Annotated in this window: 18 protein-coding genes; 12 read left to right on the top strand and 6 right to left on the bottom strand. The window is 72.2% G+C overall.

The window, feature by feature from the left end; all coding sequences use genetic code 11:
* Positions 1–150 precede the first annotated feature (150 nt).
* Positions 151–972, top strand: a complete 822-nt coding sequence (locus Pka01_RS09335) for a pentapeptide repeat-containing protein (protein WP_203882228.1) — start codon at positions 151–153, stop codon at positions 970–972.
* 7 nt (positions 973–979) lie between these two features.
* Here Pka01_RS09335 and Pka01_RS09330 read toward each other — a convergent pair whose 3' ends face one another.
* On the bottom strand, positions 980–1,786 hold the full coding sequence (locus Pka01_RS09330) for an SDR family NAD(P)-dependent oxidoreductase (RefSeq protein WP_203882227.1): 807 nt from the start codon (positions 1,784–1,786) through the stop codon (positions 980–982).
* Between the two features lie 341 nt (positions 1,787–2,127).
* On the opposite strand from Pka01_RS09330, the gene Pka01_RS09325 reads away from it, so the two are divergent.
* Positions 2,128–2,940 (top strand): putative protein N(5)-glutamine methyltransferase, encoded by an 813-nt coding sequence (locus Pka01_RS09325; RefSeq protein ID WP_203882226.1) that lies wholly within the window; start codon positions 2,128–2,130, stop codon positions 2,938–2,940.
* A gap of 32 nt (positions 2,941–2,972) precedes the next feature.
* On the opposite strand, the gene Pka01_RS09320 is transcribed toward Pka01_RS09325, so the two are convergent.
* Both Pka01_RS09320 and Pka01_RS09315 read right to left on the bottom strand, forming a co-directional pair.
* Positions 2,973–4,388 carry a carboxylesterase/lipase family protein gene (locus Pka01_RS09320; protein WP_203882225.1) on the bottom strand — a complete coding sequence of 472 codons (1,416 nt, stop codon included), beginning with the start codon at positions 4,386–4,388 and terminating at the stop codon, positions 2,973–2,975.
* A 150-nt stretch (positions 4,389–4,538) separates the two neighbouring features.
* Positions 4,539–6,125 (bottom strand): FAD-dependent monooxygenase, encoded by a 1,587-nt coding sequence (locus Pka01_RS09315; protein ID WP_203882224.1) that lies wholly within the window; start codon positions 6,123–6,125, stop codon positions 4,539–4,541.
* Positions 6,126–6,198: 73 nt separating this feature from the next.
* Here Pka01_RS09315 and Pka01_RS09310 point away from each other — a divergent pair, with 73 nt between their 5' ends.
* From Pka01_RS09310 to Pka01_RS09285, 6 genes are all read left to right on the top strand, one after another.
* Positions 6,199–6,885, top strand: coding sequence for a TetR/AcrR family transcriptional regulator (locus Pka01_RS09310; protein WP_203882223.1), 687 nt, complete (start codon positions 6,199–6,201; stop codon positions 6,883–6,885).
* A 478-nt stretch (positions 6,886–7,363) separates the two neighbouring features.
* Positions 7,364–8,836, top strand: coding sequence for an APC family permease (locus tag Pka01_RS09305; RefSeq protein ID WP_203882222.1), 1,473 nt, complete (start codon positions 7,364–7,366; stop codon positions 8,834–8,836).
* A complete protein-coding gene (locus tag Pka01_RS09300; RefSeq protein WP_203882221.1) occupies positions 8,833–9,420 on the top strand; it encodes a GNAT family N-acetyltransferase in 588 nt (195 codons plus the stop codon). The genes Pka01_RS09305 and Pka01_RS09300 overlap by 4 nt, the downstream gene beginning before the upstream one ends.
* Positions 9,421–9,518: 98 nt before the next feature.
* On the top strand, positions 9,519–10,439 hold the full coding sequence (locus tag Pka01_RS09295) for an SDR family NAD(P)-dependent oxidoreductase (RefSeq protein ID WP_203882220.1): 921 nt from the start codon (positions 9,519–9,521) through the stop codon (positions 10,437–10,439).
* A 49-nt stretch (positions 10,440–10,488) separates the two neighbouring features.
* Complete coding sequence (locus Pka01_RS09290) at positions 10,489–11,583, top strand: diaminopropionate ammonia-lyase (RefSeq protein WP_239114852.1); 1,095 nt, start codon at positions 10,489–10,491, stop codon at positions 11,581–11,583.
* Between the two features lie 18 nt (positions 11,584–11,601).
* Entirely contained in the window at positions 11,602–12,750 is a 1,149-nt protein-coding gene (locus Pka01_RS09285; RefSeq protein ID WP_203882219.1) for an ArgE/DapE family deacylase, read from the top strand.
* Between the two features lie 3 nt (positions 12,751–12,753).
* Here Pka01_RS09285 and Pka01_RS09280 read toward each other — a convergent pair whose 3' ends face one another.
* Genes Pka01_RS09280 through Pka01_RS09270 form a run of 3 tightly spaced genes read right to left on the bottom strand, consistent with a single transcriptional unit; the run spans position 12,754 to position 16,057 of the window.
* On the bottom strand, positions 12,754–13,530 hold the full coding sequence (locus Pka01_RS09280) for an ABC transporter permease subunit (protein WP_203882218.1): 777 nt from the start codon (positions 13,528–13,530) through the stop codon (positions 12,754–12,756).
* A complete protein-coding gene (locus Pka01_RS09275) occupies positions 13,527–15,101 on the bottom strand; it encodes an ABC transporter permease subunit (protein WP_203882217.1) in 1,575 nt (524 codons plus the stop codon). The genes Pka01_RS09280 and Pka01_RS09275 overlap by 4 nt, the downstream gene beginning before the upstream one ends.
* Positions 15,098–16,057, bottom strand: a complete 960-nt coding sequence (locus tag Pka01_RS09270; RefSeq protein ID WP_203882216.1) for an ATP-binding cassette domain-containing protein — start codon at positions 16,055–16,057, stop codon at positions 15,098–15,100. The genes Pka01_RS09275 and Pka01_RS09270 overlap by 4 nt, the downstream gene beginning before the upstream one ends.
* Before the next feature lie 107 nt (positions 16,058–16,164).
* Here Pka01_RS09270 and Pka01_RS09265 point away from each other — a divergent pair, with 107 nt between their 5' ends.
* The 4 genes from Pka01_RS09265 (at position 16,165) to Pka01_RS09250 (ending at position 21,338) form a co-directional block, all read left to right on the top strand.
* A complete protein-coding gene (locus Pka01_RS09265; RefSeq protein WP_203882215.1) occupies positions 16,165–17,352 on the top strand; it encodes a sensor histidine kinase in 1,188 nt (395 codons plus the stop codon).
* Positions 17,349–18,017: a response regulator transcription factor gene (locus tag Pka01_RS09260; protein WP_203882214.1), complete on the top strand. Its 669-nt coding sequence runs from the start codon at positions 17,349–17,351 to the stop codon at positions 18,015–18,017. The genes Pka01_RS09265 and Pka01_RS09260 overlap by 4 nt, the downstream gene beginning before the upstream one ends.
* Before the next feature lie 99 nt (positions 18,018–18,116).
* Entirely contained in the window at positions 18,117–18,905 is a 789-nt protein-coding gene (locus Pka01_RS09255) for a helix-turn-helix transcriptional regulator (protein WP_203882213.1), read from the top strand.
* A 225-nt stretch (positions 18,906–19,130) separates the two neighbouring features.
* Positions 19,131–21,338, top strand: a complete 2,208-nt coding sequence (locus Pka01_RS09250; RefSeq protein WP_308442223.1) for a prolyl oligopeptidase family serine peptidase — start codon at positions 19,131–19,133, stop codon at positions 21,336–21,338.
* The last annotated feature ends 7 nt before the right edge of the window (positions 21,339–21,345 follow it).

Raw genomic sequence — 21,345 nt, 5'->3', positions numbered from 1 at the left:
AGCCGGCGCGGCGCCCCGTCCGGGCAGGGACGCCGTTGTGGACACGGCGCCCTGCCCGTCCCCGTTCATGGGCCGGGGACGGACGGGAGAACGGTGCTGGGAGAATGGTGTGTCATCTCGAGCATCGTGTCGGAACGGGGAGCGCGCACGTTGTCAGACAAGTCCGGAACGCCGGTCCGCCCTGAGCTGCAGGCCGACTGCGGAAGCTGCTTCGCCCTCTGCTGCGTCGCGCTGCCGTTCGCGGCGTCGTCCGATTTCGCGATCAGCAAGAAGGCGGGCGACCCCTGTCCCAACCTGCAGGCCGACTTCCGCTGCGGCGTCCACTCCGAGCTGCGGCAGCGAGGGTTCTCCGGCTGCACCGTCTTCGACTGCTTCGGCGCCGGCCAGAAGGTCTCCCAGGTCACCTTCGAGGGACGGGACTGGCGCGGGACGCCGGGGACGGCCCGGCGGATGTTCGCCGTCTTCCCGGTCATGCGTCAGCTCCATGAGCTCCTCTGGTACCTCGCCGAGGCGTTGACCCTGCCCGCCGCCGGGCCCGTCCACGACGACCTGCGCGAGGCGTTCGACGAGACCGAGCGCCTCACCCTCGGCGACCCGGACGAGCTCACGGCGCTGGACGTCGCCGGGCACCGGGACCGGGTCAACACCCTGCTGCTGCGCACGAGCGAGCTCGTCCGGGCCGGAATCCCGGGGCGGAGGAAGAACCGCAGAGGAGCGGATCTCATCGGGGCGAACCTGAAAGGCGCCGACCTGCGCGGCGCCAACCTCCGCGGCGCCTACCTCATCGCGGCCGACCTCAGGAACGCCGACCTCCGATCGGCCGACCTGATCGGCGCCGACTTCCGCGACGCCGACCTGAGCGGAGCCGACCTCACGGACGCCGTCTTCCTCACCCAGTCGCAGCTCAACGCGGCCAGGGGCGACGCGGCGACCAGGCTGCCAGGTCGCCTGGCCCGCCCCGCCCACTGGTAGCCGCCGGTCAGATCTCCTTGAGGAATCCGCCGTCGACGGCGAAGTCCGCGCCCGTCGTGCTCGCGGAAAGCGGTGAGACGAGCAGGGCGACCACGTCGGCCACCTCCTGGGGTTCGACCAGCCGCCCGGTCGACAGCCGCATCATCTCCGGCGCGACGGAGTCCATCACGGTGTCGCGGTCGGTGCCCGCCTGAGCGGCGATGATGTCGGCCGCGCCGCCCTCCTCGGTCCACCACGCCGTCCGCACGGGCCCCGGAGACACGGTGTTCACCCGGACGCCCTGCGGCGCGAACTCCTCCGACAGCGCCTTGGTCAGGTTGTTCAGGGCCGCCTTGGCGGCGTTGTAGTCGACGTTCATCGGGGCGGGCTGCCGGGCGCTCCCCGACGAGACGTTGACGATCGAACCCCCGCCGCGGCCGAGCATCGCCGGGATGGCGGCGCGAAGGGCGCGGACGGCCGAGAACAGGTTGAACTCGAACATCACCCGCCAGTCCTCGTCACCGGGGGTGAGGAACGACATGCGCGGCAACGCCACACCGGGCGGCGGTCCGCCGGCGTTGTTCACCAGGATGTCGAGTCCGCCCCACTCCGCCACCGCCCGCGCCACGACCTGACCGGGCGCCTCGGGGTCCATCAGGTCGACCGGCACGTGGACCAGCGAGTCGCCGCCGAGCGCCTCCAGTTCCGGAGTGCTCTTGCGCGAGGCGGCCACGACGCGCACGCCCTCGGCGAGCAATGTGCGCGTGACGGCCAGGCCGATGCCCTTGGAGGCGCCGGTGACGACGGCGACACGGCCGGAAAGCTGCAGATCCATGGAGGTCCTTTCCTCATCGGCCCCCCTCCGGGCTCGGAAGGGGATCTTCATGAGGGAGAACCTAGGACGGACGTGTGCCGCGGGCCCGGCGGCCATCGGACCGCTAATCGCGGCGGGATTCGGACCGGCAATCCTCTGTGAGCAGGCGTCGTGCAGGGGATCGGGGCCGCGGGATCCGGGGGCTTCGACGGGCTCTGGTAGCGTTGCGGCGATCGCAGGACCGTCCGAGGAGGTGAGACCCATTACCGCTGTGTCAGGTCGGGTGCTCCCTCATACGGACGCACGGTCACCCGAGGACAGGTGACCGAGGGAGCCCCATCGGCATCCCGAAAGGCTCCCCAATGTCGGCTTCCTCCTCTCCGCTTACTCTTCCCGCCATCGTCACCAGGCTGCGCGCCGCCGGTTGCGTCTTCGCCGAGGACGAGGCGGAGCTGATCGTCTCCACCGCCCGCGTACCCGGCGAGGTCGCCGCCATGGTCGACCGCAGGGTGGCGGGACTCCCTCTCGAGCACGTCCTCGGCTGGGCGGAGTTCTACGGGCTGCGCGTCGCCGTGGAACCCGGGGTCTTCGTGCCCCGTCCGCGCACCGAGTTCCTCATCAGCCAGGCCGCCGCCCTGGCCCCTCCGGAGGCCGTGGTCGTCGACCTGTGCTGCGGATCGGGCGCGATGGCCGCCGCGCTGGCGGCGACCCTGGACCGGCCCGAGGTGCACGCCGCGGACATCGACCCCGTCGCGGTGCGGTGCGCCCGGCGCAATCTCGCGCCCTACGGCGGCCGGGTGCACGAAGGCGACCTCTACGAGGCGCTGCCGGCCGCCCTGCGTGGCCGCGTCGACGTCCTCGTCGCCAGTCCGCCGTACGTGCCCACCCGGGCGATCGGGCTGCTGCCCCCGGAGGCGCGCGTCCACGAGCCGCACATGGCGCTCGACGGCGGCGCGGACGGGCTCGACGTCGTGCGGCGACTGGTCGCCGGTGCCGCGCCGTGGCTGGCGCCGGGCGGGCGTCTGCTCGTCGAGACGAGCGAGCGGCAGGCCCGGACGACCGCCGAGGCGGTCGCGCGCGGTGGCCTGGTGCCACGGGTGGCGGCGTCCGGCGACCTGGACGCCACCGCCGTCATCGGCACCAGGCCCGCGCACCGCGACTGGTCAGGCGGATAGCCGCCGCACAGCGGCCTGCACCAGGTCCCCCGTCAGGAGCCCGACCAGATCTCGGCCGAGGCGGCCAGGGGATAGGGGACGTCGGAGGGCGGGACGTCCCAGATCCGGGTGCGGCGGCCCTCGAGGTCGAAGCGCGGCCAGCCCGGGTCGCCGGTGGCGGCGAAGGCCGTCCAGGCCCTCCTGATTTGCTCCGAAAGGACGGCGAAGTCGGCGGGCGGCGGCGCACCGAGGAGCCAGGCCGCCATGGGGGTGTCGCCGTCGCCGAACGTGAACGGCACATCGAGGGCGTGGCAGGCGCCGAAGAGCGGGCTCCGCCAGGCGAAGTCGTACAGCCAGGTGCGGCCGCCCGCCCGCGCGTGCGCCTCGGCCACCCAGGTCGACGGCATGCGGAACAGCGCGTCCGACATCATCACCGAGAACAGGGCGGCCTCGTCGTGGCCGGGATGAGCGGCGCGATAGGCGTCGACCGCGCCAGGTCCGAGACCGAACGACGCGGCCACGGAACCGAGATCGATGGCGGTCATGTCGGCCGCCGAGCTGAACAGCTGGAACTCCTCGTGGGTGAACCCGCAGATGAGATCGACCTCGTGGCCGTCGCCGATCGCCTCCCACGGCTGGCCCGCGACCAGGTCGCCGTCGATGACCGGGCCGAAGGGGGTGATGCCCGCGTCGTGTCCCGGCAGGCGCACGTTCTGGACGCGCAGGATCGCCTCGGGGGTGAGCCCCGCGAAGCCCTCCCACGTGGGCTCCACCCCGGCCTCCTCCGCGATGAGCCCGGTGACCTGCTCGGCCTCCTCCTCCGTGAGCGAGCCCGCCGGCACGCTCTGCGCGATCGCCCTCCGGAACAGCCCGCGAGCGGCGGGCGCCGCGACGAGCACCGCCACCGAGCCCGCGCCCGCGGACTCGCCGAAGACGGTGACGTTGCCCGGGTCGCCGCCGAAGGCCCCGATCTCGGCCTGGACCCATTCCAGAGCGGCGATCTGGTCGAGCAGGCCGCGGTTGGCCGGAGCCCCCGGCAGGCGGCCGAAACCCTCGAAGCCGACGCGGTAGTTGAAGGTGACCACCACGACCCCGGCGCGGGCGATCGTGGTGCCGTCGTATCCGGGCTGGCCGGCGGAGCCCGACTGCCACGCGCCGCCGTAGATCCAGACCATGACGGGCAGACCCGCGGCGCCCGGGCCCGGCGTCCAGACGTTCACCGTCAGGCAGTCGAGCCCGTCGCCCGGCTGCCAGATCGCCGGCATCCCCGGCAGGGGCGGAGACTGGGGCGGCGCGGACCCGAACTCGAGGGCGTCCCTGACGCCGTCCCAGGATCTGACGCGGACGGGCCCGCGGAAACGCAGCGGCCCCTCCGGCGCGACCGCGAAGGGGATGCCCCGGAAGACGGCGACATCGTCCCGGGCGACGCCCCGCACCGTTCCTGCGGAGGTCCTCACCACCGCGTCCATCAGCTCCTCGCTTCCACGTGCCGACCTGCGCGGACACCCGTCCGGCGGGGGAGAGCCCTCATTCCGCGAGGCTACGGCATGGGGGCGGTCTGATCCCCGCCCACGTGGCGTGTTCGGTCCGGCTCGTGCGGAGGACCGCCCCACGCGTGGTCAGACATGGGACTCCGGCACGCCGAGCCAGGTGTGGAGCGCCCGCTCCGCCGAGGCGGGGTCGCAGCCGCCGTCGGCGGCCCACGCGACGTGACCATCGGGACGCACCAGCATCGACAGACCCGGCTCCGCCGTGACCACGGTCAGGCGATCCGCCCAGGCGCCCGCGAGCGCCCGTACGCCGTGGTCGTCCTCTCCCGTCACCAGCAGCGCCCGGCCGGGACGGCAGTGCCCGGCCAGGCGCGTGCCGTCCGGGAGGGACAGGTCCGGCGCCGGGAGCCCGATCAAGGGATGGTCCCCGGGGAGGTCGTAGCGCTGCCCGAGGCCCGAGATCTGCTTGAGCACGTAGGTCGCACCACAGGTGGTGTCCAGCAGTTCCCCCATCACCTTCCGCAACGCCGCGGTGCGGGCGTCGGCTCGGCCGAGGGCGGTCTGGGCGTCGCTCCAGCCCTGTACCCGGGCGCCGACCGGGTGCCGCTCGGCCGTGTAGGTGTCGAGCAGGCCGTCGGGAGCCCATCCCCGCACCGTCGCCGCCAGCTTCCATCCGAGGTTCATGGCGTCGCCGATGCCCAGGTTGAGCCCCTGCCCGCCGGCCGGGGAGTGGATGTGCGCGGCGTCGCCGGCCAGCACCACCCTGCCTCTGCGGTAGGTGGCGGCCTGCCTGGTCGCGTCGCCGTAACGGGTGCCCACGAGCACCTTGGTGATCTCGACGTCGATGCCGGACACGCGCAGCAGGCTCGCCCGCATCTCCTCGGCCGTCACCGGCGTGTCCCTGTCGTGCGCGTGCCCGTACTCCACGGTGTGGACCCGCCCGGGAACGGGTCCGTGGACGTACGCGCCCGCCGCCGTGCGGACCCAGTCGCCGAGGGGAAGCCGGGACGGGCCGGCGAACTCCACCATCGCCTGGCGGCCGAGGAACTCCGCGTCGGTGCCGGGGAAGGTGAAATCCGCCAGCGTGCGCACCGTGCTGCGGCCCCCGTCGCACCCGGCCAGCCAGCCCGTGCGCACGACCTCGCCGCCGGCGAACACGCTCACGCCGTCCGCGTCGGCCGCCAGGCCGGTCAGCGGCGTGCCCCGCCGGATCTCGGCGCCCAGCGACGCCGCCCGGCGGGCCAGGATCTCCTCCAGGGCGAACTGGCTGATCGCCCCGCCGCCGAGGGTGTGGCCCGCGAGGTCGCGGTCGGCGGGGTCGAGCCGGTCGGCGCGGACCGGGATGCCGGCGAAGTGTCCCGCGAACGCGGGGCCGTCCGGCGGCGTGAGGCGCGCGGCGTCCGCGTCCTGGGCTCGGCGGTCTCGCGGAGCGCCGGTCCGTGACTCGGCGGCGTCCCGGGCCGCTCGGAGGGTTCGGGGGTCCGGCTCGTACCACCAGAGCGCGGCCTCGCGCACCGCCTCCAGCAGGCCGCGTCTGTGGAACGCGTCCGCCGAGGGCGCGTTGATCGACCTGGCTCCCATCGCGCCGGCCTTGAGCGCGTGGTCCGGTTCCGCCCCGCGTTCGAGGACCAGGACCGGCACTCCGGCCAGCCGCAGTTCGCACGCGAGCATCAGGCCCACCGGCCCCGCGCCCGCCACCACGACGTCGACGTCCATCCCGACCTCCAAAACCCGGAACAGTGTTCGCAGTTAATGGGACGACCATAGGCCACTGCGTACACTGCTCGCAATGGAACCGATCTGGGCCCGGCCGGAACAGGCCGCACGCGGCCCCCGCCCCGCGCACAGCCGCGCCGCCGTCGCGGCCGCCGCCGTGCGCATCGCCGACACCGAGGGCATCGACGCCGTGTCCATGCGCAGGGTCGCCGCCGACCTGGGCGCGGGCACCGCGTCCCTGTACCGCTACCTGGCAAGCAAGGACGATCTGCTCGACCTCATGGTCGACGCCGTCGCGCGGGAGCAGCCGCCCCCCGATCCCACCGGCGACCGGCGCGCCGACCTGCGGACCCTCGCCGACACCACGCGCGCGGTCATGCTCCGCCACCCATGGCTCGCGGCCGTGCAGGCATCCAGGCCCAACATCGGGCCCGGCAGTCTGCGCTGGCTGGAGAGCTGGCTGACCGCCGTCGACGGCCTCGGTCTGGACGCCGACGAGATGCTCACCGCCGTCGACACCGTGCGGCTGTTCATCACCGGGGCCGTGCTGGGCGAGCTGGCCGTGCGGGCATCGGGCCTCGACATGAACCGCTGGATGGCCGAGCAGGGGTCGTACGGGGACGCCATCGCGGCGGGCGACCGATATCCGCGGGTCGCCCACGTGATGCGCGAGGCCAAGGGACCGCACGCCGGCGACCGGGCGGAACGGACGTTCGCCCAGGGAATCGAGCGCATCCTGGACGGCGTCGTCGCCGGCTGACCCGCCTCCCGGCCCGGCCGCGGCCCGGCGGGACTGACGGCGGGTCGGGCAGGGGATCGACGATTTCCGCCGATCGCCGCGGAGAGCTCCACGGTCGCAAACGAGAATGTCCGCGGATTTTGTGCATGATCACCATTGGCGGAGCCGCAGGTCAGCGGGCATTTCTCCGAATCCGTGCATGATCACGTCGGGTGTATCCGCAGGTGGGCGGGTGCGGACCCGAACCTGTGCATGATCACCCCAAGGGTGGGGGGCGCTTGTGCATGATCACCCGATCATCACCCCCAAGGGCGGGGGTGGGGTTACGGCGGGGTCCATTCACTGATGACATGCGCACGAATTCGATTTACGATCACCAACCGTGACTGAGGCCGATCTTGTCGTCGCCGGCCTCCACAGCCGTCATCCCGGCGCCGCTTCAGGAGCTGACCGCTCAGGCAGCACGAACCCACCCCCCACCCCTCCGGGAGTTCCCCTGATGTCCCAAACAGAGCAAAGGCCGGTCGCCGCTTCGGCGGGACTGGCCGGAGACCGCCTCGGCATCCCCTCCGTCGTCTTCTTCGTCATCTCGGCGGCCGCGCCGCTGACCGTCGTCGCCGGCGTGGTGACCACCGCGTACGCCGCGACGGGCGTGACGGGCGTCCCGCTGGCCTTCATCCTGCTCGGCGCCATCCTCGCGGTCTTCGCCATCGGGTACGTCACGATGGCCCGCCACGTCGTCAACGCCGGCGCGTTCTACGCGTACACCGCCAAGGGGCTCGGCCGCCCGGTTGGCGTGGCCACCGCCTGGGTGGCGCTCCTGGCCTACAACGCCCTCCAGGTCGGCCTCTACGGCGTGATCGGCTCGGCCACCCAGCCGCTGCTTGCCGACTGGTTCGGCATCACCCCCGACTGGTGGGTGATCGCACTGGTCGTCTGGGCGCTGACCGGATTCCTCGGCCTCCTGCGGGTCGACGTGAACGGCAGGGTGCTGTCGGTCCTGCTGGTCACCGAGATCGCCGTCATCGTCGTCTTCGACATCGCCGGTCTGCTGCACCCGGCGGCCTCCGGGTACAGCCTCGACGTCTTCAACCCCTCGAGCCTGTTCGTCCCCGGCATCGGCGGCGTGGTCGCGATCTGCGTCGCGGCCTTCTCGGGCTTCGAGTCCTCCGTCGTGTTCTCCGAGGAGACCAAGGACCCCAGGCGCACGGTGCCGATCGCGACCTACGTCGCGCTGGCCATCATCGCCGGGCTGTACGCGCTGTCCTCCTGGGCGCTGACCGTTCCCGTCGGCTCGGACAAGGTCGCCGACGCCTCACGCGAGCAGGGGCCGGGGCTGCTGTTCGGCCTGGCGGGCGAACACCTGGGGTCGACCGTCGCGACGATCGGCTCCGTCCTGTTCGTCACGAGCGTCATCGCGGCGCTGATCGCCTTCCACAACACGATCGCCCGCTACATCTTCGCCCTCGGCAGGGAGCGGGTCCTGCCCGCCTCCTTCGGCCGCACCTCCCAGCCGACCAGCGCGCCGGCCATCGGCTCGATCACGCAGAGCGTGGTCGGAGTGGCCGTCATCGCCGTCTACGCCGCCACCGGCGCGGACCCGCTCGTCCAGCTCTTCTTCACCGTCGGGTCCTTCGGCGGCCTGGGGATCCTGCTGCTGCTCACGGCCACCTCCGTCGCCGTGTTCGCCTACTTCGCCAAGAACCCCGGCGGCGAGTCCGCCTGGCGGACCCGGATCGCGCCGGCCGTCTCTGCGGTCCTGCTGCTCGTCGTCCTCGCGCTCGCGCTGGTCAACTTCGACACCGTGCTCGGCGTGGCGCCGGACTCCCCGCTCCGGTGGGTGCTGCCCGGCGTGTACTTCGCCGCCATCGTGGTGGGCGTCCTGTGGGGGCTGGGTCTGCGCAGAAACCGTCCCGACGTCTACGCCAACATCGGCATGGGCGCCGCGGTGAACACCGGGGAGTCGCGATGACGGCAGACATCGTCCGCATCGAGAACGCCGCGGGAGCGGCGGACAAGGTCGGCGCGGTCATCGGCGAGTCCTTCCACGACCTGGAGGTGTCGGCCTGGATCGTCCCGCCGGAGGACGACCGCCGCCGGGTCCTGCCGGCCTTCTTCTCCCTGCTCACCGAGGGCGCCCTCGCCGGCGGCGACGTGTACGCGACCGACGACATGTCGGCCGTCGCGGTCTGGTTCCGCAGCGACGTGCCCACGCCGGAGGGCATACCCGAGCGCATCGAGGCCTTCGCCGGCGGGCACGCCGAACGGCTCGGGCAACTGGACGAGGAGATGGCCAAGCACCACCCGCACGACCCGCATCACTATCTGTCGTTCCTCGCGGTGCTCCCCGACCGGCAGAACGAGGGGCTGGGCAGCAGGCTGCTCGACGAGCACCACGCGAGGCTCGACGAGGCCGGAATCGCCGCCTACCTGGAGGCCAGCAACGCCCGCAGCCGTGAGCTCTACCTGCGTCACGGCTATCACGACCTCGGTTCGCCGCTGATTCTGCCCGACGGCCCGCCGATGTTCCCGATGTGGCGGCCGCCGAATCCCTGACGACGAGTCGCGGGCGCGCGGTGCCGCATCCTGTCCCTGCCGGTACCAGTGCCGGCAGGGCCTTAATGCCGGTGCGGAACCACGGCATCGTCGCCCCCATGACTGAAACCCCGCAGACCCCGTTCGGGTTCACCTCGACCGCGGACGACGTCCTGGCCGGCGTCGACCTGTCCGGCACCCGCGCCCTGGTAACCGGCGCCTCGTCGGGTGTCGGAACCGAGACCGCCCGTGCCCTGGCCGGCGCCGGAGCCTCCGTCGTCCTCGGCGTGCGGAACGCCGACGCGGGCAGGCGGACCGCCGCCCTGATCTCGGAGTCGACGGGCAACCCGGCCGTCAGCGCCGGCCACCTCGACCTCGCCGACCTCGGCTCGGTCCGCGCGTTCGCCGACGCCTGGGACGGGCCGCTGCACATGCTCGTCAACAACGCCGGGATCATGGCGCTGCCGGACCTCACCCGCACTCCCCAGGGCCGGGAGATGCAGTTCGCCGTCAACTTCCTCGGGCACTTCGCCCTGACCCTCGGGTTGCGCGACGCGCTCGCCCGAGCCGGGGGCGCCCGCATCGTCTCCGTCAGCTCCAACGCCCACCTGTACGCGCCGGTGGTCTTCGACGATCTCGACTACCGCTTCCGGCTCTACCACCCGATCGGGGCGTACGGAGAGTCGAAGACGGCGGCGGTGCTGCTGGCGGTCGAGGCGACCCGCCTGTGGTCCGGCGAGGGTGTGCTGGCCAACGCCGTGCACCCCGGAGCAATCGCCACCAACCTCCAGAAGCACACCGGCGGCCTCCGGACCCCGCCGGAGCGGCGCAAGAGCGTGAAGCAGGGGGCGGCGACATCGGTGCTCGCGGCGGCCTCGCCGCTCCTCGCCGGTGTGGGAGGGCGCTACTTCGAGGACTGCGCCGAGTCGCCGGTGGTCCACGAGCGTCCGCCGATGTTCGGCGGCGGCGTGGCCCCGTTCGCGCTGGATCCGGCCAACGCCGAACGGCTGTGGGAGACCGCCCTGACCCTTCTGCCATGATCGCGGCCGTCCCCTGGACGTACGACAGGCGCGGGGGCACCGTGGACTCGTGATCTCTTCGACCGGTGTGCGGCGCGGCCTTCCGTGGTTCGCCCGGCCCGACGCCCGTCTGTGGACCTGCGCCCCGGCTCCGGCCGGGGTGCGCGACTTCCACCTGTCTCTGCCGGAATACGCGCCCACCCCACTGATCGAGCTTCCCTCCCTGGCCGGCGAGCTCGGTGTCGGGAGGGTGTTCGTCAAGGACGAGTCGCTGCGGCTGGGCCTGCCCGCGTTCAAGGCGCTCGGCGCCTCATGGGCGATCCATCGGGTGGTGTCGGACCGGGCGCCCTGCGCCGGGGTCCGCCTGGTCACCGCCACCGACGGCAACCACGGCAGGGCGGTGGCCAGGATGGCCCGGACGTGGGGGCACCGCGCGCACGTCTTCGTCCCCGACGGGGTGCACGAGTCGGCCGTGGCCGCCATCCACGCCGAAGGAGCGCTGATTGAGCGGGTCCGGGGAAGCTACGACGAGGCCGTGCGGCAGGCCGCCAGGGCCGCCGAGGAACCGGACGCGGTGCTCGTGCAGGACATGGCATGGGCGGGCTACGAGGAGATCCCCGGATGGATCGTCGAGGGCTACTCCACCCTCTTCGCCGAGATCGACGCGCAGCTGAGCGACGCGGGGTCGTCGGGACTCGTGGTCGTCCCCGCCGGAGTCGGGTCGCTGGCCCAGGCCGCCGTCACGCACTACCGCAGCCTCCCGGAGTCCGGCCCCGCTCCCGCCGTGCTGACGGTGGAACCCGGTACCGCCGCCTGCGTGCTGGCGAGCCTGACCGCCGGAGAGCCGGTCGAGGTGGAGACGGGGACGACGACCATGGCCGGCCTGAACTGCGGCACGGTCTCCAGCCTCGCCTGGCCGTACCTCCGCGACGGCCTGGACGCCGCGGTCGCGGTCACCGACGCCGCCTGCGCGGCCGCGGTCCGCACGCTGAGGCCGCTCGGCGTGCCCTGCGGCCCGTGCGGCGCCGCGTCCCTGGCCGGTGCGCGCGCCGCGCTCACCGGTCCCGGGTGCGCCGAGCGGCGCGCCGCCCTGGCCGCGGGACCGCACACGGTCGTGGTCCTGCTCAGCACCGAAGGCGCCGCCGCCAACCCCCACGTCGTCTGATCCGAAGGGAGCCCGGCCATGCCGCAGGAAAGCCCGGACCCGGTGCCGCTCCTCGCACGGCTCATCGGCATCGATTCCGTCAACCCCGATCTGGTGCCCGGGGGCGCGGGCGAGACCCGCATCGCCGACTTCTGCGCCGGATGGCTCGCGCCACGCGGGTTCGAGGTGCACCGGATGGAGAGGCGGCCGGGCCGTCCCTCGCTGGTCGCGGTCGCCCGGGGTTGCGGGGGAGGCCGTTCGCTCATGCTCAACGGCCATCTCGACACGGTCGGCCTCGCCGGCTACGACGGCGATCCGCTGGAGCCGGAGATCCGCGACAGCAGGATGTTCGGCCGGGGCGCCTTCGACATGAAGGGCGGGATCGCGGCCATGATGACCGCGGCCGCCCGTGCCGTCGAGCGGGGCGGGCTCCGCGGAGACGTCGTCCTCGCGTGCGTCGCCGACGAGGAACACGCCAGTACCGGCACCGAGGAGGTGCTGGAGGCCTTCACCGCCGACGCGGCCGTCGTCACCGAGCCGAGTCATCTCGAGGTGACGCTCGCGCACAAGGGCTTCGCCTGGTTCGAGGTCGAGATCCTGGGCCGCGCCGCCCACGGCTCCCGGCCCGACCTCGGCGTCGACGCCATCGCCAAGGCGGGCCACTTCCTCGTCGCCCTCGAGGAGTGGGGCAGCCGCCTCGAACAGTCGCCGCATCCTCTCCTCGGGCCGGGCACCGTGCACGCCTCCGTCATCCGGGGAGGCGAGGAGGCCTCGACGTATCCGGCGTCGTGCCGCGTCACCATCGAGCGCCGCACGGTGCCGGGGGAGAACGCCGGCACCGTGCAGGCCGAACTCACCGCGATCCTCGACGGCCTCGCCGCCGGCGTCCCCGGCTTCCGCTACCGGCTGCACCGTGACCTGCACCGGGAGCCGTTCGAAGCCGATCCCCAGGCGTCCATCGTGCGCACGGTGACGGAACACGCCGCAGCGGTCCTCGGGCGGCCGCCCGTGATCCGGGCCGAACCCTTCTGGACCGACTGCGCGCTCCTCGACCGCGCCGGAATCCCCTGCCTGCTCTTCGGCGTCGACGGCGAGGGAGCGCACGCCGCGACAGAATGGGCCGATCTCGCCTCGGTGCACCAGGTGACCGACGTTCTCACCCGGACCATCTCGGACTTCTGCTCCTGACCGTCACGCGTCGCGCCGCCGCAGGAGCAGCCCGCCTCCCAGGAGCGCGGCGGCGGCCCACGCGGCCAGTACGCCGAGGCCCGCCCACGGGCTGAGGGGCAGGCTGGACAGCCGGGAGGTGGCCTGGACGGTGAGACCGGCGTTCATCGGCGAGATCCGCCACAGCAGCCGCTGCCAGTCCTGATCGGAGACCACGAGGATGACGATCGGGAACAGGTAGAGCAGGCCGAACACGGTCCCGGCGGCCGCCGCCGAGTCCCGCACGGCGGTGGCCACGCCGAGGCTGAGCAGGGCGACCAGGACGAGGTAGAGGACCGAGCCCGCGGCCGCGCGGAGCATCGGCCCGTCGGCCAGCGACGGCGGCGGGTGGCCGTGGCCGGCGGTGAAACCGTTGCCGGGCAGGATGAGCCGCCCGGCCAGCACGGACGCGAGCACGGCGAGCGTCCCCGTGCCGAGCGTGAGCCCGGTGAGGACGGCCGCCTTGGCCGCGAGGACGGCGCCCCTGCGCGGCATCGCGGACAGGGTCGTGCGGATCATGCCCGTGCCGTACTCGCCGCTGACCGCGAGCACGGCCAGGACGGCGACGACCGCCTGGCCGGCCTGGACTCCGAAGAGACTGATCCTCGCGGTGTCGTAGCCGCAACCCGCCGCCGGGCAGGACACCGTGGCGGCCGCCGCCGCGCTCACGGCGACGGTCAGCAGGATGATCCCGAGCAGCAGGGGGCCGGTGCCGGCCATGGTGCGCAGCTTGGTCCACTCCGCGTGCGTCTCGCGCCTCATGCGTCCGCCCTCCGCAACCGCAGGAGTGCCAGGCCGAGGGCCGCCGCGGTGTATCCGCAGAGCACGGCGAAGCCGGCCCACGGGGCCAGCGGGTAGTACCCCGCCTGCGGCGCGTAGTGCCCGAGGACGTGGGCGTACTCGGGAACGCTCTGCTGGACGGCGAAGCCGGCCGCCGGGGTCAGCCGCAACAGCCACTGCGCCGCGCTGTCAGGCAGGACGGAGGTGGTCGCGAGGACATGGGGCACGACGATCACCACGACGGCGGTGACCACCGCCGCGACGCCGCGCCGGAACACGACGCCGAGGGCGAGGGCGAGGACGGCGGCGACGGCGAGCAGCGCCGCGACGCCGATGAGGACGCGGACCTCGGTGAGCGCGCTCACCGGGAGGATGTAGTTGCCGTTGGCCCGCAGGATCCGCTCGCCGACAACGACCGTCACCACGACCGCGGGCAGCGTGGCGCAGAAGGTGACCGCGCCGATCATCAGGGCCTTGGCCGCCAGCACGCGGCCGCGCCGCGGCTCGGCGAGCAGCGTGGTGTGAATCAACCCGCGGCGGTATTCGGCGGCGATGTACATCACCGCCACGACGACCACCAGGATCAGCCCGGTGAGAGCGCCGGTGAGGGTCCTCTCGATGGTCTGGCCGTCCATCCGCGGCGCGATGTCGCCGCTGCCGGACAACGTGAACGTGCCGCCGGACTCCTGCACGCCGTTCGCGCGGTGGAAGCGTTCCCAGTCCGTCGTGCCGGAGGATCCCACGACGTCGCGGCTCCATGCGCCGGAGGGTGTGTCCCCTTGAAGGCCGACGTGGTCGAAGACGGCGCTCGCCTGGGTGAAGCGCACCTGCTCGATGCTCCCGCCGAGATCGGCCTGCTTGACGGTCAGGTCGCCGGGGGAGGTGACGAAGAGCCCCACCTGGATCGTGGACGGCAGGCCGGCCGGCCGGGCCGTGCCGACCTCCGTCCAACTTGTGCCGTCGGCCGACTCGTAACCGGTGAGCGTGTCACCTGAGCGGACCAGCCGTAGCCAGCGCGGAGACTCCGCCGTGACGCCGCCCGGGCGGCCGGCCGTGTCCTGGGTGAAGTCGTGCTGCATCCGCACCCCGTGGGCGCCGGTGACCATCACCGCCGCGTAGGCGGTTCCCTGCCGGGTGGACTCCTTGACCATGATTCCGGCCTTCGCCCACGGCACGACGCCGGGGACGATCTCGTCGTGGTCAGGCGGCGGATAGGTGATGATGCCGGTCAGAGAGGTCACGCGGACGGTGATGGCCCCGTCCCCGGCCAGCGGCCGGTGCATGAAGGTGAACGCGTCCGCCACCGCCTCGCCGTCCGGTCCCACGGGAACGGCCGGGCAGGAGGTTTCGACCGGGCCGCTGTCGCACGAGGAGTGGTTGCCCGACGCGGAGAGCAGTCCGAGCAGCACGACGACCAGCGCCGCGGCCAGCATGCCGATCACCCAGCCGCGTACGGTGCGGAACTTGGTCCACTCCGCGCGCAGCAGGTGCGCGAAGTCATGGCGTCCGGCCCTCGGCTCCGAGCGTGCCGGGGCGGCGATGCCGGTGCTCATCGTGCCGCCTCCTGTCCCCTGCCGGTTCCCTGCGCGACCCCCGGGACGGCCGCCCGGAACTCGACCGCGTCCCGGGTGAGGTGCATGTAGGCCTCCTCGAGAGTCGCGCGGTGCGCGGACACCTCGGTGAACGGCACCGCGTCGTCGTTGAGGAGGGCCACGACGCGCTCCGCCGCCAGCCCGGTGACCCCGAGAGCGCCGTGGCCCGTGTCGGCCACGGCGGCCCCGGCGCGCGTCAGCGCGGTCACGGCGGCTGAACGCGCCGATGTGCGCAGCGTGACCCGGTCGAGTGAGGCGGCCGCGATCAGGCCGGCCACGCTGGTGTCGGCGACGACCCGGCCGCGTCCGACGACCACGAGATGGTCGGCGGTGTCCTGGAGTTCACTCATCAGGTGACTGGAGACCAGGACGGCCCGGCCCTCGGCGGCAAGCGACCTCAGGAAGCCGCGCATCCACACGATGCCCTCGGGATCCAGGCCGTTGGACGGCTCGTCGAACATCAGCACCGGGGGGTCGCCGAGCATCGCCGCGGCGATGCCGAGCCGCTGCCGCATGCCGAGGGAGAAACCGCCCACCCGGCGCCGGGCCGCTGAACGCAGCCCGACCAGCTCGATCACCTCGTCGACCCGTCCGGCGCCCAGCCCCTGGGAGTGCGCCAGCCACAGCAGATGATTGCGCGCGGTCCGGCTCGGCTGCGCCGCGGCGGCGTCCAGCAGCGCTCCGACATGGAACATCGGCCGCCGCAGCGCGGCGTACGGCCGCCCGCTCACCAGAGCGGTGCCCTCGTCGGCCGCGTCCAGGCCGAGCACGACCCGCATCGTGGTGGACTTGCCCGCGCCGTTGGGGCCGACGAATCCGGTGACTTTCCCCGGTCCCACGGTGAAGGACATGCCGTCCAGCGCCGTGGTCCGGCCGTACCGCTTGCGCAGTCCGTTGACTTCTATGGTCGATCGCATGCGACCGGTTCTACGGATGTGGCCATAACGTGGGCCGAACGCGGCCCGTCATGTCGTTGTTAGGTCCGGGGCGGCATCCTGGACGGGCGAGGAACGGGAGTGCACCGATGAAGAAACCGCGACGTCCGGCTCGGCCCGGCCGTACTGTGCGGCAGCGTTTCACCGCGCTGTACGGCGTGCTGTTCCTCCTGTCCGCCGTCGGGCTGCTGGCCATCACCAACGTCGTGAGCCTCGGGTCGCGCATCAGCGCGCACGAGGGCGATCCGGCGACGGGCGCGCGGCTCACGCTCGAGAACGCCCAGCAGCAGATCGCGCTGCTCCAGAGCCGGCTGTCGGAGATGGAGGCGCTCCAGTCACGCCGGTTGCTGGCCGGCTCGGTGATCGCGCTCGCCGTCATGGTCGTGGTGTCGTTCGTGCTCGGCCGGGTCGTGGCGGGACGCGTGCTGCGCCCGTTGCGGACGATCACCGCGGCCACGCGGCGGATCTCCGCGGACAACCTGCACGAGCGACTGGCCGTGCCCGGCCCCGCCGACGAGGTGAAGGACCTCGCCGACACGATCGACGGGCTGCTCGAACGGCTCGAGGGTTCCTTCGCCGCGCAGCGCCGGTTCGTCGCCGACGCCTCCCACGAACTACGCACTCCGCTGACGACCATGCGGGCTTCTCTGGACGTTGCCGTGGCCAAACCGGACCCCGTGCCCGCGCAGACGATCGCGCTCGCCGACCGGGTCCGAGCCGAACTCGACCAGGTCGACCGGCTTCTGGACGGCCTGCTCACGCTCGCCCGCACCCAGCACGGCGCCCTGTCCGACCGCGCCACGGTCTCGCTCGGCCGTGTGGTGGCCGCGGCCCTGGACGGCCGGGCGGCCGACATCGCGGACAAGGCGTTGACCGTCCACGCCGACGAGGTCGACGACGGCGCCTGGACCCGGGGGAGCAGGACGCTGCTGTCCCGCATGGTCGGCAACGTGATCGACAACGCGATCGTCCACAACCAGCGGGGCGGCTGGATCCGGGTCGCGGCGACGGCCGACCGAGACACGGCGCGGCTCATCGTGGAGACGGGAGGGGACGTGCTCGACCAGGAACAGGTCGCGCTGCTGACCCGGCCGTTCCAGCGGCTCGGCACGGATCGGACCGGCTCCGACGACGGATCCGGGCTCGGCCTGTCGATCGTGTCCGCCGTCGCCGCCGCACACGGCGGCGGCCTCGACCTGCGGGCCCGGCCAGAAGGCGGCCTCCGGGTCGCCGTGTCCCTGCCCCTGGCGGCCGCGCTGACGGGCGCGCCGGCGTGAGGGTGCTGGTGGTCGAGGACGCGCGCTCCCTCGCGGCCGTCCTGGTCGAGGGCCTGCGCGATCAGGGCATGGCCGTCGACGTCGCGCACGACGGGCTGGAGGCCGCGGCCAAACTCGACCTCAACGCCTACGACGTGGTCGTCCTCGACCGGGACCTGCCGGGCATCCACGGCGACGCGCTCTGCCAGATGATCACTGAGGCCGACGACCGGGCCATGATCTTGATGCTGACCGCGGCCGGGTCACCCGGAGACCGGGTCAGCGGCCTGACCCTGGGAGCGGACGACTATCTCGCCAAGCCCTTCCATTTCCCAGAACTGGTCCTGCGCATCCGCGCCCTGGCCCGCCGCCGACCCTTCGCCCGCGCCCGCACCCTGCGCGCGGGCGGCATCGAGCTCGACCCGCTGAGCCGCACCGTCACCCGTGAGGGCCGTCGCGTGGACCTGTCGGTCAAGGAGTTCGCCCTGCTCGAAGCCCTCCTGCGCGCCGCCCCCGCCTTCCTCAGCACCGAGGACCTGCTCGAACAGGTCTGGGACGAACACGCCGACCCGTTCACCAACACCGTCACGGTCACCATCGGCCGCCTGCGCCGCAAACTCGGCGAGCCCCCGATCATCACCACCACTCCCGGGGTGGGCTACCGCATCGCGAGGTCGCCCGAGTAGTCGTCGTCGCGTCGAGAGATTCGGCGTTGCGAAATGTCCAGGTAGATATTTTCTTCAGCCTTGGGGATGGCCTTACCTATATGAACTTAACCTGACCTGGTGGGCGCTCTGGGGGAATTTCTGCGCGCTCGACGTCAAGCCACGACCCCCGATCAGGTGGGGTTGCCTCACGTCGGCGATCGCCGGACGCCGGGGCTTCGCCGGAGCGAAGTGGCGGAGCTGGCCGGGGTCAGCGTCGACTACTACATGCGCCTGGAGCAGGGGAGGGAGCGCCGTCCGTCGGAGCAGGTGCTCGGCGCGCTCGCCCGGGTCTTCCAGCTCGACCCGGAGGCCGTCAGGCACCTTCACGATCTCGCGCGCCCGCGGCCGCCCAGGCTCACGCCCGCGGACCGGCAGGTCAATCCGGCCCTGATCGCGCTCATGCAGGGCTGGGACCATCCGGCCCTGGTGATGAACCGACGGCTGGACGTGCTCTTCGAGAACCGGCTGGCCGCCCTGCTGTGCAACGAACGTGACCTGGGTCCCAACCTTCTGCGGCACGCCTTCTACCACCCCGAGTGGTATCAGGACTGGCACACGGCGGCCAACATGTGGGTGGCCCACCTGCGTGCGACCGCGGGAGCGTACGGCGGGGACCCCTTCGTCCGCGACCTGATCGACGAGCTCTCCCAATGCGGGGATTTCCGCCGCATGTGGAGCAGTCACGATGTGCGGACCAACGGCCAGGGGATTCTTCAACTGCGCCACCCGGATGTCGGCGAGGTGAAGCTCGCCTACGAGACCCTGCCCGTCAACAGCGCACCCGGTCAGGTCCTCCTCGTCTGCGAGTCGATGCCCGACAGCCACGCCGCGGACTCCGTGGCCAAACTGCGCGAGCTCCTCACCTGACCTCGGCGCTGAGGCGAGGGCCGGGCCCGTCGAGAGCGACGCCCTCTGTTTATCGATCCCAGACGAGGGGACATTTCTGTCGAAATCGCCCATTTCGGGCGAACCGGCGCATTCGGGAGGCCGACGTGAGTGGACACCTACCGTATCGCGAGACCAGTCCTGCTCCCCGTGTCGGGGGCGTGCGCGGCTGGCAGGCCGACATTCTTCGCGGCCAGTCGTAACTGAGTGAGCCGGGTACTGCGGCCCGTAACAGGCCGCAGTACCTCGTCATGTCTCAGAGCGGGCGACGCATTGGGGGCGTTCGTGGCGCGATGGTCTTACCCTGCCGCTCGGCGCAGCGATGTGGTGGAGGATCTGTTCGGATTCCCGGTCTCCGATCCCTACCGGTGGTTGGAAGACGGCGACGACCCGTGCGTACAGGACTGGGCCGCGGCCCAGGATCGTCTCTTCCAGACGTGTCGCACCGGATGGCATGGAAAGCAATCGTGGGCGTCCCTGGTGGATCAGATGTCGTCCTTCGGCGTCGCGGAGCCGCCGATGGCGCGCGGTTCGGTGATGTTCCTCGCCGAGCAGCTCCGCGGGGACGAGCAACGGCGCCTGCTCGTGGTCGACGCCGAAGGGAACAGGCGGGTGCTGGTCGATCCCGCGAAGATCGATCCGTCCGGCCATACCGGGTTGTTCGCCTGGTGGCCGTCGCGTGAGGGTGAACGTGTGGCCGTCCAAATGGAGGTCGCCGAGCAGCCCGGCAGCGACATCATGGTGCTGGACGCACGTACCGGCGAGGCGGTGGACGGGCCGTTGCCACGCGCCCGCAACACCTCGCTGGCCTGGTTGCCGGGAGGGGGCGCGTTCTACTACGTCAGCCGGGTCCCGGACGAGGAACTGGCCCCTGGCGACCTGCGTCTGCACCGGCGGGTGAGGTTGCATCGGATCGGTTCGCCCTGGCAGGCCGACACGGTGGTGTTCGGCGGCGTCGATGCCTCAGACGCCTATTACGGGCTCACGGTCAGCGCCGACGGCCGTCGCCTGGCGATCACCGCGACGGCCGGGCCCGCCTCGGACAACGACGTGTACGTGGCGGATCTCATCGATCCGGAAGCCCCGCATTTCGTCAAGATCGTGGACGGGGCGAGCACGCGCGCCCGTGTTCTCCCGCGTTTCCTCGCGGACGGCGATCTGCTGCTGGTCACCGACTACCAGGCCCCGTGCGGCCGCATCTGCGTGGCGGACGGGCACGAGACCGACCCCGCCGCATGGCACACGCTGGTGGCCGAAGATCCCCAGGCTCCTCTGGACGAGTGTGTGGTCCTGGACGACCCGGCACTCGCGCAGCCCCTCCTCCTGGTGGCACGCACCCGCCGAGGCACCTCCGCCCTGACACTGCACGACCTGGGCAGCGGCCGGCCGCTCACCGAGCTGCCCCTTCCCGGCGCCGGCGTCGTGTCATCCCTGCGCGTGAACATGCCGCACGGGCGCCACGCGTGGTTCAGCTACTGCGACGCGGCCACGCCCCCCACCATCTATCGCTACGACGCCGCCAGCGGGAAGACGGAGCAGGAGACCGGCACCACGACAGCCGGAAAGACGCCGGACATCCGCAGCCGCAGCGTCCGCTACCAGGCCGGCGACGGCACCGAGATCACGCTGTTCCTGTTCACCCCGGCCGAAGAACATCAGGGCCCTCGCCCCACCCTCCTCTACGGCTACGGCAGCTTCGGCATGCCGATGCGCCCATGGTTCCTCCCCATGGCGGCCGCATGGGTCAGCGCCGGCGGCATCTACGCCCTCGCCTGTGTACGCGGAGGCGGCGAAGAAGGCCAGGATTGGCACGACGCCGGCCGCGGGCCACACAAACACCGCACGATCAGCGACTTCAACGACGCCGCGACCTGGCTCATCGACACCGGCCGGACCACCCGCGACCAACTGGCGATCTACGGCGTGTCCGGCGGTGGACTGATGGTCGCCGCCGCGGCCACACAGCGGCCGGACCTGTACGCCGCGGTCATCGCCGAAGCCCCGCTGTGTGACATGGTGCGCTACGAACAATTCGGCCTGGGATGCACGTGGACCGACGAATTCGGTAGCGCCTCCGAGCCCGAACAACTCCAATGGCTGCTCTCATACTCCCCGTACCACAACGTCACGCCAGGAACCCCCTATCCCGCGTTCCTCTTCACCGGCGCGGTGACCGATCTGCAGACCGGAGAGGCCCACGTCACCAAGATGTGCGCGGCCCTCCAGAACGCCACCACCAGCAGTGGCCGGCCGATCCTCATGCGCCGGGAACCCGACACCGCCCACGCGGCCTTTCCCGCGAGTAAAGAACGCGACCTGGTGGTGGACATCCTGTCGTTCGCGGGACAATACACCGGTCTGTCACTCGAAAAGACAGCCGGGCGCATTACCGAGACCACCGCGGAAGCACACTGAGAACGAA

Source organism: Planotetraspora kaengkrachanensis, from assembly GCF_016862895.1.
Classification (GTDB): Bacteria; Actinomycetota; Actinomycetes; order Streptosporangiales; family Streptosporangiaceae; genus Planotetraspora; species Planotetraspora kaengkrachanensis.
The sequence above is the reverse complement of the archived record's forward strand: the minus strand, read 5'-3'. Positions and strand labels throughout refer to the sequence as shown.